15 protein-coding genes are annotated in these 17,542 nt (G+C 59.1%); 9 read left to right on the forward strand and 6 right to left on the reverse strand.

All coding sequences use genetic code 11. The features are described from left to right. Positions 1 to 89 precede the first annotated feature (89 nt). A complete protein-coding gene (locus DWW73_RS08230) occupies positions 90 to 1,469 on the forward strand; it encodes a protein kinase (RefSeq protein ID WP_158563805.1) in 1,380 nt (459 codons plus the stop codon). Between the two features lie 37 nt (positions 1,470 to 1,506). Here the strand turns inward: DWW73_RS08230 and DWW73_RS08235 are convergent, their stop codons facing one another. Beyond that, complete coding sequence (locus DWW73_RS08235) at positions 1,507 to 2,640, reverse strand: glucosaminidase domain-containing protein (RefSeq protein WP_006234328.1); 1,134 nt, start codon at positions 2,638 to 2,640, stop codon at positions 1,507 to 1,509. 392 nt (positions 2,641 to 3,032) lie between these two features. Here DWW73_RS08235 and DWW73_RS08240 point away from each other — a divergent pair, with 392 nt between their 5' ends. Both DWW73_RS08240 and DWW73_RS08245 read left to right on the forward strand, forming a co-directional pair. Beyond that, positions 3,033 to 4,289, forward strand: a complete 1,257-nt coding sequence (locus DWW73_RS08240; protein ID WP_117779280.1) for an ATP-grasp domain-containing protein — start codon at positions 3,033 to 3,035, stop codon at positions 4,287 to 4,289. 84 nt (positions 4,290 to 4,373) lie between these two features. Continuing rightward, positions 4,374 to 5,120 carry an aspartate/glutamate racemase family protein gene (locus DWW73_RS08245; RefSeq protein WP_233509171.1) on the forward strand — a complete coding sequence of 249 codons (747 nt, stop codon included), beginning with the start codon at positions 4,374 to 4,376 and terminating at the stop codon, positions 5,118 to 5,120. A 125-nt stretch (positions 5,121 to 5,245) separates the two neighbouring features. Here DWW73_RS08245 and DWW73_RS08250 read toward each other — a convergent pair whose 3' ends face one another. The 5 genes from DWW73_RS08250 to DWW73_RS08270 all read right to left on the reverse strand — a co-directional run bounded on the left by DWW73_RS08250 (position 5,246) and on the right by DWW73_RS08270 (position 12,072). Beyond that, complete coding sequence (locus tag DWW73_RS08250; protein WP_117779282.1) at positions 5,246 to 5,992, reverse strand: energy-coupling factor transporter transmembrane protein EcfT; 747 nt, start codon at positions 5,990 to 5,992, stop codon at positions 5,246 to 5,248. Continuing rightward, positions 5,985 to 7,736 (reverse strand): ABC transporter ATP-binding protein, encoded by a 1,752-nt coding sequence (locus tag DWW73_RS08255; RefSeq protein WP_117779283.1) that lies wholly within the window; start codon positions 7,734 to 7,736, stop codon positions 5,985 to 5,987. The genes DWW73_RS08250 and DWW73_RS08255 overlap by 8 nt, the downstream gene beginning before the upstream one ends. 106 nt (positions 7,737 to 7,842) lie before the next feature. Next, positions 7,843 to 8,415 (reverse strand): hypothetical protein, encoded by a 573-nt coding sequence (locus tag DWW73_RS08260; RefSeq protein WP_117635404.1) that lies wholly within the window; start codon positions 8,413 to 8,415, stop codon positions 7,843 to 7,845. A 399-nt stretch (positions 8,416 to 8,814) separates the two neighbouring features. Next, positions 8,815 to 10,746 (reverse strand): C69 family dipeptidase, encoded by a 1,932-nt coding sequence (locus DWW73_RS08265; protein ID WP_117779284.1) that lies wholly within the window; start codon positions 10,744 to 10,746, stop codon positions 8,815 to 8,817. 408 nt (positions 10,747 to 11,154) lie between these two features. Beyond that, the gene (locus DWW73_RS08270; RefSeq protein WP_117779285.1) at positions 11,155 to 12,072 is read right to left on the reverse strand and encodes a diacylglycerol kinase family protein; all 918 of its coding nucleotides are present in this window, start codon (positions 12,070 to 12,072) and stop codon (positions 11,155 to 11,157) included. Positions 12,073 to 12,170: 98 nt separating this feature from the next. Here DWW73_RS08270 and rnd point away from each other — a divergent pair, with 98 nt between their 5' ends. The 6 genes from rnd (at position 12,171) to DWW73_RS08300 (ending at position 17,266) form a co-directional block, all read left to right on the forward strand. Next, complete coding sequence (gene rnd / locus DWW73_RS08275; protein WP_117779286.1) at positions 12,171 to 13,304, forward strand: ribonuclease D; 1,134 nt, start codon at positions 12,171 to 12,173, stop codon at positions 13,302 to 13,304. A gap of 64 nt (positions 13,305 to 13,368) precedes the next feature. Then, entirely contained in the window at positions 13,369 to 14,073 is a 705-nt protein-coding gene (locus tag DWW73_RS08280) for a zinc metallopeptidase (RefSeq protein ID WP_006234314.1), read from the forward strand. 115 nt (positions 14,074 to 14,188) lie between these two features. Beyond that, the gene (gene xseA, locus DWW73_RS08285; protein WP_369833052.1) at positions 14,189 to 15,640 is read left to right on the forward strand and encodes an exodeoxyribonuclease VII large subunit; all 1,452 of its coding nucleotides are present in this window, start codon (positions 14,189 to 14,191) and stop codon (positions 15,638 to 15,640) included. Positions 15,641 to 15,682: 42 nt separating this feature from the next. Further along, positions 15,683 to 15,949: an exodeoxyribonuclease VII small subunit gene (xseB, locus tag DWW73_RS08290; RefSeq protein WP_006234311.1), complete on the forward strand. Its 267-nt coding sequence runs from the start codon at positions 15,683 to 15,685 to the stop codon at positions 15,947 to 15,949. A 49-nt stretch (positions 15,950 to 15,998) separates the two neighbouring features. Then, the gene (locus DWW73_RS08295) at positions 15,999 to 16,334 is read left to right on the forward strand and encodes a histidine triad nucleotide-binding protein (RefSeq protein WP_035137921.1); all 336 of its coding nucleotides are present in this window, start codon (positions 15,999 to 16,001) and stop codon (positions 16,332 to 16,334) included. Between the two features lie 41 nt (positions 16,335 to 16,375). Then, the gene (locus DWW73_RS08300) at positions 16,376 to 17,266 is read left to right on the forward strand and encodes a LysR family transcriptional regulator (protein ID WP_117779287.1); all 891 of its coding nucleotides are present in this window, start codon (positions 16,376 to 16,378) and stop codon (positions 17,264 to 17,266) included. The last annotated feature ends 276 nt before the right edge of the window (positions 17,267 to 17,542 follow it).

Raw genomic sequence — 17,542 nt, forward strand, 5'->3', positions numbered from 1 at the left:
TCTGAGCCGGCGGAGCTGCCGAACAACGATGCAAACGAACGGGGCGCGGATGCCATGGGGTGTCTGCGCCCTGCGCTATGATGGAGGCTATGGATGCTCAGACCCCAACATATCCCGATGACGAGCTGACCGCAGCGCTTGCCGAGCACCTGGCGTCGCTCGATCGCGACGACAGCTATCGCGTGGAGCGTGTACTTAAGCGCTCGTCCGTTGAAACAACTGAGCTCGTGTACTTTGAAGGAACCGGCGGTGGTTCGCTCGGCCCCTTTGTCCGTAAACGCATCGATGCTTCGGCTCAAATCGGCGGGGCATACGAGCGTCTGTTTGCCGCCCAGCGGGCGGGCGGGCGTTTTGAGCACCTGCCCAGAATCGTCGATTGCCGTCGTGTGGGCGACGAGCTTAACGTGGTTATGGAATATATCGAAGGAGAGACGCTCGGGGTGCTGGTGGACCGTCTGGGAGCCACCCCCGATTATGCACGTGAATTGTATCCTGCCCTTTGCGACGCCGTGGGCGAGCTCCACGCCGGTTTTGCAATGGCGGGGGAGACGTCGGCGCCGGTGATCCATCGCGACCTCAAGCCATCGAATATCATCGTGACAGGTGCGAGCCGTACGCTCGATGAGGGCCTGACGTTTTCATCGCTGGTGATTATCGACTTGGGGATCGCGCGCGTATGGCGCGATGGCGCCGATGCCGACACCGTCAAGTTTGGCACGCGACCCTATGCGCCGCCCGAGCAGTATGGGTTTGGGCAGACGAGTGTGCGCAGCGACGTCTACGCACTTGGCGCCCTGTTGTTCTTCTGCTTGACGGGAATCGACCCTAAACCAGGGCTCGACATGCGCGAGCAATGCGAGGCGCGTGGCATTCCCACTCCACTTGCCGATGTCATCTGCATGTCGATGGCGCTCGACCCGGCTAAGCGTTTTGCGAGTGCGGAAGCGTTGGGACGGGCTACGCGCGCGGCATACGATCTGAGTCGCCCCGTGCGGCCTCCTGCGCCTGCGCCTGTCCGTACTCCAGACTCGGAGACGGTGTTGACGCTCCAAGGGCTCCAGAACCCCGCAGGGCTTCCTAGGCCTGCCGCCTCCGCTGCATGCGGTCCGCTCTCTCGCGTTCCGGAGTCTCTGGGGCGCATTTGGAATACGCTTGTCTGCCTCTCCCTACTTGTGTTCTTTGCCGGAAGTCACTTTGCCGTCTTTCACCCCACGGGAGCAAACCAAAGCTACCCGACGTGGTTTCTCATAATCGAGTATTTTTTCTTTGTCGATGGCCTTATGGTGCTTATGCATTTTGCGCTGCTCGATAAGCGCCGCCTTCGTCGGCGATTCGCACTGCTCGACAGCTATCGCGGCAAGAAACTCGCGAAACTCTGGCTCAAGGCATTGGGCGTGCTGCTCCTATGCATGATCGTCATAGTCGCGGTTGCCAATGCGACCGGCGTCGTCGATACTTCCGCTACCTAAAAGAAAAGGGCCCCATTGGGGCCCTTTGCAGTTGCACTTAGATGCGGTTCATCTGAGCGGCGACTTTGTTGTACCAGTCCTGCCACGTGGGCGGGCAGTACTTTTTGGCCGCTGCCGGGGTAAGGGTGGAGCCGTAATTGGCGCCCAGATAGGCAACGTGAGCGGAGATGCCCTCGCTCCAGCTGCCAAAGCTGCGCCAACCGCCGCCACGGGCGCTCCAGCCCCAGGCGTTGTAAGAATTGGCGCAATAAGCACCCTTGGTGCTCTCGATGCAGGCGATGGCGGGGGACCAACGGGGGTCGACACCGGTATTCCAAGCGGCGACGGCAAAGTTATAGCCCTGGCCTGCCATGGGGGAGCCGGCGAGATAATTGTCGATGCGGCTCGTCCACTCATTGATGAACGAATCGTAATCGGAGCTACCGGTATTGGCGTTGTTCACCGTGGTGTCGATGGTGGTGTTGGTGTTGGTGGCCTGGCTGCTGGAATTGCTGCCGCTCACGCCCTCGCCCGAGAGCTTTTCGGCGGCAGCGGCTTTATCGGCCTCAAGCTTGGCAAGCTCGGCGGCATTTTCCTGCTCGGCTTTTGCCTGCGCCTCGCTGCGGAGCTGCTGGGCCTGAGCCAACGCATCCTCGGCGTTTTTCTGCTCTGCCTCAAGCTGGGACTTGGCCTGCTGGAGCTCAGCCTTGTTCTGCTCGAGTTCGGTTTGCATGTTATTGAGCTGTTCGATCTCGTCGACGCTCGAGCTCGTGATCTGGTTGGTGTATTTGCAGGTCGTGATGAACTCACCCAGGCTCTGCGCATTGACCAGGAAGCTCACGATGGGATTGGTGCCCTTCTGATACTTGTACAGATCGCGCATGGCGGAGCTTGCCTTGGCCTGCTGCTCGGGAAGCTTAGCCTCGATTTCCTCGATGCTTGCCTCGTTGGAGTCAATCTGCTTTTGCAGGTCATCGAGTTTGGTGCGGGCGTCGTTGTAGGCGCTCGTGGCGGCTTCGATCTTCTGCTGGGCTGCGGAAAGCTGGTCCTGCGTTGCCTGCGAGGCGGCATACGCCGCAACGGGGGAGAGCATCGGCGTGGCCGTCAGCGCAACGGCGAGCGCGGCGCTCGTGATGATACGAGCCGGCTTCGACGCAATGAGCGCTGCGGTGCGATGATTCGAATGCTGCATCCAGTCCCTCTGCAATCAATCGTAGGTTATGGTTCGAACGGTATTCTACTACTGCTTTCGACCTCAACTTGAACCTTAAAGGTTCCAAAGGGTCAAGTTGAACTTGAGGCTTTGGCTTTGACCTGCAGTTATGATGAATTGTTGAGAAACCATAGAGTTCAACTTTAACGTTACGGAACCCTGTCGAGAGGGTTTTTTTATCAAAAGTCGCCTCATGTGGGGTTTTGCAACTACAGGGTCCCATTACGGCGAGGGCGGATTTCATGCTGGATAATTGCGCTGATTGCCATAGATACGGTGGAGCTTTGGGCGCCGGCGGCTTGGCACGCTAGAATAAATCAGTTGCGCAAAGACCGCCCCGTTGTGTGGGCAGTTCATGATAGGAAGTTTCCATGGCATTGCAGTTTACAGAGCGCGAGTTCATTCCCGTGCTGCTCGGTGGCGACATCAACGCCTATTCGGTGGCGCGCGCCTTCTATGAGGAGTACCAGGTCAAGAGTCTGGTCTTTGGCAAGTATCAGACGGGTCCCGCGTACCGCAGCCAGATTATCGACTACACGCCCAACGTGGATATCGATACCATGTCCGTGATGCTCAGGACCGTCAACGGCATTGCCCAAGCGCATGCCGATAAGACGATTGTCCTTGTGGGCTGTGGCGATAACTATGTTGCCCTCGTGGCTCAGGCCAAGGATGCCCATGAGTTGGCGGATAACATCGTCGCGCCTTACGCTCCCTATAGCATGCTTGAGCAGTGTCAGAAGAAGGAGATCTTCTACGAGCTGTGCGAGAAGCATGGCGTGCCCTATCCGCATACCTTTACCTTCACCATGGCGATGCTGAACGCCCAAGGCGAGGCGCCTGCCGAAGTGCTCGACCAGATCGATTTTCCCTACCCGATGATTCTGAAGCCTTCTGACGGCATCATGTGGTGGCAGCACGAGTTCGAGGGCCAGAAAAAGGCCTATGAGATTGCCGACCGTGCCGAGCTGGAACAGGTCATTCGCGACTCGTATGCCAGCGGCTACACCGACGACCTGATCTTGCAGGATCGCGTGCCCGGCAATGACGAGTACATGCGCGTGCTCACCAGTTATTCCGACCGCAACGGCAAGGTGCGCATGATGTGCCTGGGTCACGTGCTGCTCGAGGAGCATCAGCCTCACGGTGTCGGCAACCACGCCTGTATCATCACCGAGCCCAATGACGAGCTCATGGGCGGCGTGCGCAAGTTGCTCGAGGACCTTCACTTTGTGGGCTATTCCAACTTTGACGTTAAGTACGACGAGCGCGACGGCTCGTTTAAGTTCTTCGATTTCAACACGCGCCAAGGTCGCAGCAACTACTACGTCACTAACAGCGGCTTTAACGTTGCCAAGTATGTGGTGGACGAGTATGTGTTCAACCGCCCGTTTGAGCCGGAGTTTGTGACGGCGCAGGACGAGGCGCTGTGGATGGTCGTCCCCATGGGCGTCGTCGACAAGTACGTCAAGGATCCCGAGCTGCGCGCTAAGGTGCATCGCCTGGACAAGGAAGGCAAGGGCGCCGACCCTTCGTTTATGAAGGGCGACTTTGTCTTTAACCGCTGGCTGCGCATGTGGCACACCAAGCTGCGCCACTTTAAGCTGTTCAAGACGTATTACAAGTAGATGAGTGCGGCGCCCGTCCGGTTTACATCGGGCGGGCGCGGGTATGATACGCGCAATTGCGCAAGCGTCACCAAGGAGGCGGCGATGGAAAAGCTGGGAGTTATCGGCGGCATGGGCGCCGAGGCCACGTCGTATTACTACGACCAGGTAGTGCGTCATACGGCTGCTGCCTGCGATCAGGATCATATCGACATGGTGGTGCTCTCCAAGTCGACCATGCCCGACCGCACGCTGGCCATTAAGACTGGCGAGCACGCCAAGCTGCTGGCGACCATGAAAGAGTGTGCCCAGGCACTCGAGTCGCTGGGCTGTGCGCACATTGCCATTCCCTGCAACACGTCACACTACTTCTACGACCAGATCCAGTCGTTTACGAAGGTGCCGATTATCCACATGCCGCGTGAGTCGGTGCGCTATGCCCTTGCGGGTGCGGTGATGGGGGAGTGCGAGTTCGACCCCAACCTGAGTATGCCGGCCGAGCCGGTGCACAAGATTGGCATTATGGGCACCGACGGAACCGTGGGCGCGGGCGTCTACGGCCGCGAATGCGAGGCTGCGGGTGTTGAGGTCGTCTATCCCAGCGAGAAACGTCAGAACGATGTGATGTCGCTTATCTACGATGATGTGAAAGCCGGACGCGAGCCCGATATGGATAAGTTCGACCGCGTGATGTGGGAGTTCGCCCGTAGCGGCTGCGACCGTGTCATTCTGGCCTGCACCGAGCTATCGGTGCTGCAGAAGTATCGAGAGATGCCCGAGATCACCCTCGATGCTATGGATGTCCTGGTGCGCGAATCCATCATCCGCAGCGGCGTCCCCTACCGCCTCTAGCTTCCGACCCGTCAAAAAGGGACAGGTTAATTTTGGTAGGTTTTATCTGGTGAAACAATAAAGGCCTCGGCTCGTTTGGTGCGAGCCGAGGCCTTTTGCGTTGGGCGGTTGCTGTCGGTGGCGAACTAGAACAGGAAGCCGATGGCGATGAGGGCGATGCTGACGATGAGTACGGCGATGTCCAGGCCCTTGATGGGGTAGCGCTTGTACGAGCTGGCGCGCGTGCGCAGATAGAAGCCGCGCTGTTCTGCCGCCAAGGCCGTGGCATCGGTCTTGCCCACGCTCGAGATGAGCAGCGGCACACACAGTGGCAGCATGAGCTTAAGCTTCGTGATAGGGTTCTTGGTGTCGTACTCGACGCCGCGCGCGGTCTGCGCTTCCATGATGGCGTTCATCTCCTGACCAAACACCGGCACAAAGCGCAGCGCCGTGGTAAAGGTGAAGGCATAGCGATATGGTACGTGCAGCACCTCGACGCAGGCGTTGGCAAGGTCGTTGAGCTTGGTCACCATGAGCATGAGGATGAGCGGTAACGCCACACCCAGCAGGCGCAGACAGGCCTTCGATCCTGTGATGAGGCCCGTGTCGGTGATAAAGCCCCACACAACGTTGCCATCGCGCATAAAGGCAAGCTGGAGCACCAGCATGATAAGCGCGAGCGGAATCAGCAACTTGAGCAGCGAGAACAGACGGTCGACGACGCCGGCATAGGCACCCAGCGCAAGGGTGAGCACCAAAAAGCCCAGCAGCGCCACGTAGGTGTCGGACAAGAAGATGCCGACGATGATGGCGGCGGCGAGGGCCAATTTGACGACGGGGTTCAGGCGATGCAGTAGCGTATCGCCCGGCATGTAGTCGATGACGTTAACCACGGCGGACCATCTCCTTGGTAATGCGAACGACATCGGTGACCTCGCTCACCTGCGCAAAAGCGGGCGAGACGGAAGATGCCAGACGGCGCGAGAGTTCAATAACCTGGGGCGGCTCAACATAGGCACGCTGCATGAGATCGATGTTCGAGAATAGCTCGTGCGTGCGGCCGCGGCCGAGGATGCGACCGTCGGCCATTACTACGATACGCTCGGCAAAATCCGAGACGACTTCCATATCGTGGCAGACCATGATAACGGCGCAACCGCGCTCGGCCATGGTGCGCACTGTTTCCATGACGGTCATGCACTCGCGGTAATCAAGGCCGCTCGTGGGCTCGTCGAGCACGACGATCTTGGGCTCAACCACTACGACGGAGGCAAGCGCCACCATTTGTCGCTGGCCGCGCGAAAGCGAGAAAGGTGCCTCATCGGCAGGCAGGCCAAAGCGGTCGATAACAAGTTGAGCACGACGCAGAGCCTCGGCGCGGTCGATGCCGGCAAGCTCCAGGCCAAAAGCGACCTCGTTGAGTACGGTATCCTTGCAGATCTGGCGGTCGGGGTTTTGGAAGAGGGTCGCGACTTCGCGGGCGATGCGGCTCGTGGGAACGGCTGCGGTATCCAGCCCTGTAACGCGCACGCTGCCCGAGGCGGGCTTAAGCAGGCCCGTGAGCAGCTTGGTGAGCGTGGTCTTGCCGGCACCGTTCTGGCCGACGATGCCCACGAGCTCGCCGGGATAGAGGGTCAGGTTGAGGTCGTGTACGGCGGCGCCGCCATTGGGATAGGCAAACTCAACATGGTCGAAGGTGAGTACGGGTTCGGCGTCCTTGGCATGAGGGCGCAACGACGGTGCGTGCGGTGAGCCGGCGGGTGCCTGAATGTCGCTGCTTGCGTGTGCGGGGTCGACAATGCCCGAAATCAGGCGCTCAGCCTCATCGACATCCAAGCAAGGGGTACCGCTTACCAGGCCATCGGCCTCGAGGCTATTGAAGATACGCGTGACGCGAGGGCAGTCGACGCCGATGGCACGGAGCTCGTCGGTATGCGCGAAGACCTCGTGTGGTTCGCCCTGCAGCGCGATTTCGCCATGGTTGAGCACGAGCACGCGGTTGCAGTACTCCGAGAGCAGGGCGACCTTTTGCTCAACGACGACGATGGTAATTCCAAGTGCGCGGTTTGCCTCACGCAGCGTCTCGAAGACCAACGTGGAGCTTGCGGGGTCGAGTGCCGCGGTGGGCTCGTCGAGAACCAAAACGCGCGGACGCATGGCGAGGATGGCGGCGATGGCTACCTTTTGCTTCTGTCCGCCCGAGAGGGTGGCGATCTCGCGGTCGCGCAGGTCGCTGATGCCGACGGTCTCGAGCGTTTCGCTCACGCGCTGCTCGATCTGGTCGTGGGGAACGCCAAAGTTCTCGAGGCCAAAGAGCATCTCGTCCTCGACGACCGAGGCGACCATCTGCGTGTCGATATCCTGCAGCACGCTGCCGACGATTTGCGACACGTCGGTGAGCGAGGCTTCGCAGGTGTCGTGGCCGTCAACCATGACGGACCCAAAGAACGTGCCGGTGTAGTGGTGGGGCACGGCACCTGACAGGCAGGCGGCAAGCGTGGACTTGCCGGCGCCCGAGGGCCCGATGATGCCGATGAAATCTCCCTTGTTCACGCTGAGCGAGATGTGGCTGAGCGCCTGCTCGGTCTGCGTGCCATAGGAGAACGAGACATCGTCGACGTTGATGATCGTTTCCATGGATACCTTTCATAGTCATTGGGGACGTTCTTTAATGACTAGTCGTTTAAGAACGTCCCCAAGAGCTAGTTGTTTGGGACGGTCTTTACCGATGGGTCACTGTGGGTTAGTTGAGCTTCAGGGCCTTCTGGATGGGCAGGTAGAGGGCGCCGACCAGAATGGCGTTAAAGACGGCGGTCATGGCGACGACGGGCAACATAGCGGCGGCGAGCTCGCCGACCACGCCAAGCATGGCCATCTTGATAACCATGAAGATGACGCCGGAGACAAAGGTGGTCACGAAGGTAGCGACGATGGCGACGGCAGGCTTAACCTGACCGTTCTTGCCGGCGGCGTTGACGATGCCGGCCATGAGCATGGCGGCGATGCCCTCGGCGGCAAAATCGACGAACGGCGAAGTGGTGGTGATCTGGATCACGGCAGCCGAGATGAGGCCAATGACGAGCGCCTGGCCGATGTTGGGGCGAACGACCAGGATGGTGAGGCAGAAGGCCGAGATGATGAACTCGGGGCTGATCATGCCGCCCGAGATGCCCGAGATTGCCTTGCCGACGGTGAAGTTGAGGATGAAGCCGGCGGCGAGCAGGATGGCGAGCAGGACGAGGGCGCGGACATCGAGTTTGCCGCGATCGGCGGTCTGGACGGTGCGGGGCTGGGTGGCGGTGGTGTTCTGAGACATGGTGAAAATCCTTTCGGAAGGGGATTGCAAGGGAAAAGCGGAGGCGCGTGATGCGAATGCGATCGGGCTCGAGATAGAAAAAGGCCCCCGGTCGAAACCGGAGGCCTTCCAATCACCTAGAGCGCAAAAACAGGCGTGAGGGACTCACTGTCGACCGATCGTATTCGCATCACGCCACCACCAGTTGTTGAGAGACTTCATCGTGTTCTTCATGTTGGTGGCTCCTTTCGTGATGCCGTGGCGCGGTCGCACCTAGTTGCTGTTGCGCTGCACTATAGCACAGCGAAGTGTGTGCGGGGAAATCTTTTTTAAAAAGATTTCAGGCGGGTTTCCCGTCGGTCAAAAAGGCGGGTTAAGTGGGCGTGGTGACTCATGTGCCCCGCCCGCTCAGCTAAGACGTTACTCCTTATTGCGACGGTAGAGGAAGTAACCGCCCGCGGAGATGACGGCAACGCCAGCGATGGCGAATGCAGCCACCATGCGGCCATCAAAACGATCGCCAGTGGTGGGCAGGCCGCCCTTGGTGTTCGTCTTGTTGGTGGTTACCGTGGTCGTGGTGTCCGACTTGCCGGGCTTCTCGGGCTTGGTGGTGGGCTGCTCGGGCTTAGCGGGCTGCTCGGGGGTACCGGGCTGCTCGGGAGTGCCGGGCTGCTCGGGGGTACCGGGCTGATCCGGGGTGACGGGGTCGGTGGCAAGAGCATCCTTGGCGTAGGTGATGGATACCTTGAGGCCGTTGGTCTCAGTGTTCAGATCGCTCGGAGTGAAGGGCTCGTCGAAGTTCTCAGCCTTCAGGTATTCGCGCATCTCCTGGAGCAGGGCCTTGCACTTGACGTAAGTGTTCTCGGTGGCAGCCTTGCCGGCCTTGTTGGCTAGGGCGGTGCGGCCCTCGGGGGTCGTCTCGGCCAGCATGGCGGTGTCGACTTCCTTGTTCTGCTCGATGAGCTCGTTCTGGAGTGCATCGAGGTAGGAGCGGACGCTGATACCAAGGGTATCGGGATTCTCAAAGCAGAGGGAGCTGATGTCCATGAGGACGTAGTTGATGGAGTTTTCGGGCTCCTCGTTGTACACGACGTCAGTCTGTTTGCAGTGATCGAAGGAGACAGTCTGATCGCTGAAGTAGGGGCTAACTTCGGTTATCAGGGCAGAGTACAGCGGGATGGCAACAGAGTATGCGGCGCGGGAGAGCATTTCCCACTGGATGGTGGCGACCTGGGGGTCAAGGCCACGACGAATCTGGAAGAGGTTGATCTCGGTGTTGCGCTCGGTGCCGATGGCGTAGACACCATCGGTGACCGCGTTGAGTCCGGGAACGTTCTCGCCGCGGTTGCCAAAGGCACGAATCAGCTCAAAGGTGCTCCAGCCAGACTTGCCAGGCTTGAAGAACAGGGGCTGAATTTCGCTGACGGCTGCGCCGGTACCATCCTCGTCTTTAACGATGGTGTAGTCCTTGTCCTTGATTAGCGGGTTCATGAAGTAGTCTCGGCCTTGGACATAGCGAGTCCACTGATGCCTGCCGCTTTCAGTGATTCTCTCGCCATAGGTCTTGGCAACGTCGAACTTGCCGTCGGTGTACTCGGCGAAGCCATTTTCCTCGGGCATGGTCTGGATGCCCTCGGAGTGGAGGCAGTTCTCGGCGTCATCAAGGTCGACATCGTAATTGAGTCCGCCGATGTTGGGGTTGAGCGAGGCGACGTCATCGGTCAACTTCATGGCGATCCACTGATGGGCAGAAAGTGTGGCGAACAGCCAGGTCTCGTTGTTGTCGGAGATGATGATCTGGTCGTTGGTGCAGGTGCCCTTCTCGTCAATCAGGCTGCCGAGGAGCTTGACGCCCTCGCGGGCCGTGGCGCTCTCGCCCAGGATGATGCTGCCGTAGCTGTACTCGCCCAGACCTACTTTCTCATCGATGGGGTCTGCGGCTTCTGCCTTTTCGTTATAGGAGGTGCTCAACGTGGCGGAGCAGGAGACGCCCTTCTCGTTGATGCCGGCCTCGGAGTAGGCATCGGTGCGGCCCTCCCAGTTGGAGGGGTGGTCGCGTACATAGCTGTAGCGATAGGTGGGCTTGTTCGAAGTGTATTCAAAAGCAGATTCAATCGAGCTGTACGTAAAGCCAGGTTCGTGGGCAGGTTCGATGCCGTAGTGCTTAAGATAGCGCTTGCCAAAGTCCTCGGCGCGGCCGTAGTACGTGTTGCCGTCGGCCGTAAGGTTTTTGCCCATGTACATCTGCGTGCAGGCGAGCGCAGATGTCGGCATGGACATGATGGTCGCAGCTCCAAAGGCGAGGCCTATGCCTAGCTTCTTGAGCGCGTTGACGGGGCGAGTTTTCCTCATTTTCCCTCCCAGCGTGCGAAAGCCCTCTGTCGCCAGAGGGCTTCAGCCAATAAAGACACCTCATTAGCGTAACGAACTGGAAACAATATTCATCTATGAAAGAAACTTACTCGATAAGCGTGATGAAATATGCGATGAGCGGTTAATTGTACTCAGTTTGTAGCTTTACTTTAATAAAGACGCCCTGCAATTACTGTAGACGAATAAAGTAGCTGGGAATGCCCGAAATGAAAATCCCCCGCTGTTTGGCAAATGCATAAACAGCAGGGGAGACGATAATTGGATGAATATCATTCCAATGTGGAATTACTTCTTCCGGCGGTGAATCACGTTGATGGCGTAACCGACGAGCATGGCCAAGACGATGACAATAAAGCCGATCAGGGGATTGTCGTTCATAGGGTCCTCCTATTTTCCGAGCGGGGAGAATTCGTCGACGATGAGGTCGAGGCATTGCGGAAGCGCGCGGGCTCCAAAGACGCCCGAATTGCTGGAGATAATCTCGCCATCGAACTGCATGCCCAGTGACGGGGTGCAGGTGATCTTGGCTTCCTTGGTCTGGATGATCTTGAACTGTGGGCGCCCGAGTACCTTGCCGGCGGGGTCAAGCGCAGCGGTGATCACGGTAGGCAGCAGCTGCACGGTGCGCACGGGTTCGATGACCGCAATGTCGACCATGCCGTCGTTCATGCGGCAGTTGGGGAACAGGTTGATGTCGTTTTGGATGACCGAGGTGTTGCCGGCCATGCAGCAGATGCCATCGAGCTCCTCGACAATGCCGTCATGCTCGATGGTAAAGTGCGCCACCGTGGGGTTGGGCGTGGCGAGCGCGGAGAGGAAGTAGGCGATCTCGCCGATGTCGTTTTTGGTAGGGGCGGCCTTCATCATGATCTCGGCGTCGAAGCCCGAGCCGGCGATGATGATAAAGCCGTGGCGCCTTTCGTTGCCGTTCTCGTCGAGCCAAAAGAGCTCGCCCATGTCCACTTTGACCGTGCGACCGGCACGGCAGGCCTTGGCAAGTGCCGCTGCCTCGGGGGCATTACCGATGTTGTTAAAGAACAGGCAGGCTGTGCCGGAGGGGAAGACGAGCGTGGGGACGCCGCATCCGCGCATTTGGTCGAGTACGTTGGAGACGGTGCCGTCGCCGCCCGAAATCACCACGCGATCAAACTCGCGCACGTCTGCCACGGCGTCTTCGGGTTCCATGCCATCGCCGATAAAACGCATCACGACCTCGTCGCCGCCCTGCGCGAGGGCGTGCGTGAATGCGTAGATTTCATCTGAGCTGGGGCCCGATGCCGGGTTGTGGATGATAAGGCAGCGCATACTTACGTTCCCGTTCTGTGACTAACCGAGTATAGTTGTAAGGCAATGCCGATATCCTACCCGTGTTTTTCGGGCCTAACCTTATTCGATGGGTTGATATGTACATTTCCACACATCAGGCTCTACTCGACTTTTGCCAGCGCGCCCGTGAGTTTGACGCGATTGCCGTCGATACCGAGTTTTTGCGCGAGCGCACGTTCCATCCGCGCCTGTGTTTGGTTCAGATTGCCACCCCTGCCGAGAGCGTTGCGGTCGACCCTCTGGTGATCGACGACCTGTCGCCGCTGGCCGAGCTTATGGCCGACGAGAGCGTGATCAAAGTCTTCCACGCCTGCTCGCAGGATATGGAGGTTATGCTCCATACCGTGGGCGTGCTGCCGCGTCCGATTTTTGACACGCAGGTGGCCGCCGCCTTTTTGGGCGAACGCCAGCAGATTTCCTACGGCGCGCTCGTGCAGACGTTTTGCGGCGTCTCGCTGCCCAAGACCGAGTCGCTGACCGACTGGTCGCGTCGCCCGCTGACCGACAAACAGATCGAGTACGCGATCGATGACGTCAAGTACCTGATCGTCGCCTATACCGAGATGATGAGCCGCCTGCGCGAGCTGGGCCGCGTGGACTGGGTGCTCGACGAGCTGCGCCCGCTGGCTGACGAGTCGCACTATCGCGCCGATCGCCACGAGGCGTTCCGTAAGGTCAAACGCATCAATTCGTGCAGCCGTCACCAGTTGGGCATCGCGCGCGAGCTCGCCGCCTGGCGCGAGGACCGCGCCGAGCGCCGCAACATCCCGCGCAAGTGGGTCATGTCCGACGATACGCTGCTGGCGCTCGTTAAGCGCAATCCCGTGCGCGTTGAGGAGTTCCGTAGCATTCGCGGTACCGACCAGTTGGGGGAGCGCGACGTGGACGGCGCGCTCATGGCCATCAAGCGCGGTGCGAGCTGCCCGCACGATCGCCTGCCGCTCATGGTGCGCGGGCATCGCCAGATCTCTCCGGAGCTGGAGAGCGTGACGGATCTCATGTACGCGCTCATCCGCCTGGTTGCCGAGCGCTCGGGGGTGGCGACCTCGGTCATTGCCTCGCGCGATGACCTGGCCGATTACATCGAGCATCCTGAGCAAAGCCCCCTGCGCGAAGGCTGGCGTTTTGAGCTTGTGGGTTCGCGCCTGGACGATCTGCTTTCCGGCAATATGGGGCTCACCGTGAAGGACGGAAAGATTGAGTTGTTATAGGGAAGCCTAGTCTGCTGAGTGGGTAGAATGCCTCCAACGTGTAACTCGATTCGGAGGAATTCGCATGCCCTATTACTATGGATACGGCTTTGGCATCGACCCGCTGTACCTGCTGGTTGTTCTTGTCTGCACGGTGCTTGGCCTTGCCGCACAGAACTATATCAACTCGACGTACAAAACCTGGTCCAAGGTTCGCTCGGACGGCGATACGGGTGCCACGGTCGCTCGCCGCATGCTCGATGCCAACGGTTGTAGTGCCGTGGGTATCAAGGGTGTCGCTGGCGAGCTCACCGACCATTACAACCCGCAGGACAACAACCTGTATCTGTCGGATGCCAATCGTTCGGGCGGTTCGGTCGCAAGCGTTGCCGTCGCCTGCCACGAGGCGGGCCATGCCGCCCAGCGTCAAAGCGGCTATGCCATGATGAAGGTACGTACCGCCCTCGTGCCGGTCGTCAACTTTACCCAGAACACCTGGACCATCGTGTTGCTCTTGGGCCTGTTTATGAACATCGCGGGACTCACGACCCTCGCGCTGATCTTCTTCTCGTTTAGCGTGCTGTTCCAGCTCGTTACGCTGCCGGTCGAGATTGACGCCAGCCGCCGCGCCGTGGCGTATATCGAGCAGTCGGGCATGAGTTCCAAGCAGGTCAACGGTGCCAAGAAGGTGCTGACGGCCGCCGCGCTTACCTATGTTGCCGCTGCGCTCACCTCGATTATTCAGCTGCTCTATCTTATGGCTCGCTACAACAGAAACTCCAACCGATAACAAATGGGACAGGCAGGCGCCGCGGGGATTCGTGTCCCCGCGGCGCTGTACTATGTGTTGGACTTAAATTTGCGCAGGGCCGGAGCCCTTGTGCACGATGACGAAAGGAGGCTGCGTGGCAGGCTGGAATCTAACCGGCAATGCCGTTTCCGCCGAGTTCGACGGTTCGGACGAGCAGGAGCGTAAGGAGCTCAGCGTGAGCCAGGCGGTAGAGATCGCCGCCGGTGCGCTCGATGCCATTCCGCAGCTGAGTGTCCTGGGCGAGGTCACGGGTTTCCGTGGTCCCAACGCCCGAAGCGGCCACTGCTACTTCCAGATTAAAGACGACTCGGCCGCCGTCGACTGCATCATCTGGAAGGGCGCCTACCTTAAGCGCACCTTCGACTTGCGCGACGGCATGCAGGTAAGCTTTAAGGGCAGCTTCAATCTCTACAAGCCTACGGGTCGCATGAGCTTCGTTGCCCGCTCGTTCTCGCTGGCGGGGGAGGGTCTGCTGCGTCAACAAGTGGCGCAACTGGCCGAAAAGCTACGCCGCGAGGGCCTGATGGACGAAGCGCGCAAGCGCCGCATCCCGGTGTTCTGCTCCCGCGTGGCGGTCGTCACCTCGCTTTCGGGTGCCGTAATCGACGACGTCAAGCGCACATTGCGTCGTCGCAACCCGCTTGTCGAGCTCGTCTGTGTGGGCGCCAAGGTTCAAGGCGAGGGTGCGCCGGCCGAGCTCATTGAGGGCCTGCGCCGCGCCGCTTCCATTGCGCCGGCGCCCGACTGTATTTTGCTGGTGCGCGGCGGCGGCTCCTTTGAGGACCTCATGACCTTTAACGACGAGGAGCTTGCCCGTGCGGTGGCAGCCTGTCCCGTGCCTGTGGTGACGGGCATTGGGCATGAGCCCGATACCTCGATCTGCGACATGGTGAGCGACCGTCGCGCCTCCACGCCAACGGCAGCGGCAGAATCGGTGGCGCCGGCTATGACGGAGTTGGCCGACGTGCTCGAGACGCGCCATCAGCGTCTGGGCGCCGCGATGGCTTCGATGATCGGGTCTGATCAGGTCGATCTGGAAATGCTCGACCAACGCGGCCGTCGTGCCTGGGACACCTATACGGCTCGTCTGGGCGACGCGCTCGATGCAGCCGCGTGCCGCCCGTGTCTTAACGATCCAACGTTTATGGTTGAGCGTCGCGAGTCCGAGCTTGCCCTGACTGCCGACCGCCTGTCGGGCGCCATAGCGCGCTCGGTCGGGGCATTCCGCTCCAACTTTGAGCGCCTGCCCGAGCGTTTGGTTGCAAGCACTTCGGGGCTCGATGGCAAACGCCCTGCGCTCACGCTTGCGAGTTCCCGTCTGGAGCATCAGGGGCGCACGATGCTCAGCAAGCCCGCGTCCGACTTGGGCCGAGCGGCGGCTTCGCTCGATGCCCTGTCGCCGCTTAAGGTACTTGCCCGCGGTTACTCCATCGCGTACAGCGATGATGGGGTTGCTACGAGCGCCAAGACCTTTAAGCCCGGCGACGCCATCCGCGTGCGCATGGCGGACGGCAACGTGTCGGCAACCGTCAACGCAGTCGAGTAGACCGCGTTTCATAGTGATAAACCTTTAGGAAAGGAAACATATATGGCAGAGAAGACCCCGGTGGAGCAGCTCACCTACAAGCAGGCCTCGCAGGAGCTGGAGCTCATCATCCGTAGCCTGGAGTCGGGCGATATGGAGCTTGAGGAGTCGCTCGAGAGCTATACCCGCGGCGTCGAGCTCCTCAAGAGCCTGCGCACCCGCTTGTCCGATGCCGAGCAGAAAGTCTCGGTGCTCCTTAAGGACGTCGACGGCAACGACGTACTCGCCGACGGCGAAGCCGCCAACACCGACGACAACCTCTCGTTCTAACCATCCCGACCAAATATAATTACCTTGGTCTGTGAGAAAGGAACCAACCATGTGCGATTGCATCTTCTGCAAAATTGCCAACCACGAGATCCCCTCGACCGTTGTCTATGAGGACGACCAGGTCATCGCCTTCGACGACCTCAATCCCCAGGCGCCGGTCCATACGCTCGTGATCCCCAAGAAGCACTACAGTGACATCGCCGACAACGTACCTGCCGAGACCATGGGCGCCATGGCTCACGCCATCCAGGAGGTCGCCAAGGCCAAGGGCTTGGAGGACGGTTTCCGCGTCATCTCCAACAAGGGCGTCAACGCCGGCCAGACCGTCATGCACTTCCACATGCACGTTCTCGGTGGCAAGAACCTGGGCGAGAACCTCATCTGAGGGCGCGTAGGCCGTCGACTTGGCTGCCTTTGGAGTAATCTATGCAGCTTTCTCAACTCGAATACCTTCAAGCGGTAGCGAACTATGGCGGCGTGCGCAAAGCAGCTCGCGCCGTTCATGTGAGTCCGCAGGCTGTTTCGTCGGCAATCAAAAAGTTGGAATCTGAGTATCAGATTGTTTTGCTCGACCGATCGGCGGGGGAGGCTGTTTTGTCTCCGGCGGGCAGAGAATTTGCGCGTCGTGCACGCGTGATTCTGGCACAAGTCGACGATCTCAAAAAGTACGCTCAATCGAGGGACGACGGCGTCTCGCCCGACGGCCACTTTCGTCTTTATGCCCCCTGCCTTCATGGGCGGGGGCGCCTTTTTGCCGAAAACTGGTATGACTCGTTTGAACGCTCGCACCCTCAGATTCATCTTGATGTGTGGCATCAGCCAACGGCAACATGCTTTGAATCACTTATACTTGGAATTTCGGACGCGGCTATCTCGTTTGAGGAACCACGGGACAGCGTCCTTTCTTCAAAATATATGGGTGAAAAGGAGCTCAGGGTTCTTTCATGTCCAGCTGGTCATCAATCTGTTGACGCTATGACCATTCGTGAGTTACTGGGCGGCAGGCTCGCTGTTCCCATTAATTTGTCACCCTGTCTCAATGCAATCAATCAATGTCCCGAAGCTCAGCTGGTTAATTTCCGCTTTCGCGATGTCGAATACGGAAACAGGGCGCAGGCTGAGTTTCTTCAAGCCGGGGGATTGATATTGAGTTTTTCTGGCTCTTCTCTCGCATCGGATGGATCGGAAGTGAGCGAGTGCTCCATTGAAGCCTCACATGACGTAGCCTTGCCCATCTACTTTTGCTATCGACAAAATGCCTGGACTGATCGACACCAGTCGGTTTTTCTGCACCTATTGCGTCATCTTGCTTCGTGAGATTAATTGGCTTCGAGGCATCAAGTGATTATTGACGCCTTGTAACACATAGCTGACAGCTTTGCCCTCATGCTTTTCCAAGATTCCGATTTAGATTGCTGACTCTTGGAGGGTGGAGCATGAAAAACCGTACGGTTTTGCTTTATATGACGTTCGTTTTTCTGTCGAACTTCAGCACCATCTTGTATTTTCTAACTGTCTACCTTGAGTTCGTCGGATTTTCGGGTGACGCATAATTTCTTTCGCAAATTGACAACCGCATAGCGGAACACGGCC

It is taken from the genome of Collinsella sp. AF16-8, from assembly GCF_003462695.1.
Lineage (GTDB): Bacteria > Actinomycetota > Coriobacteriia > Coriobacteriales > Coriobacteriaceae > Collinsella.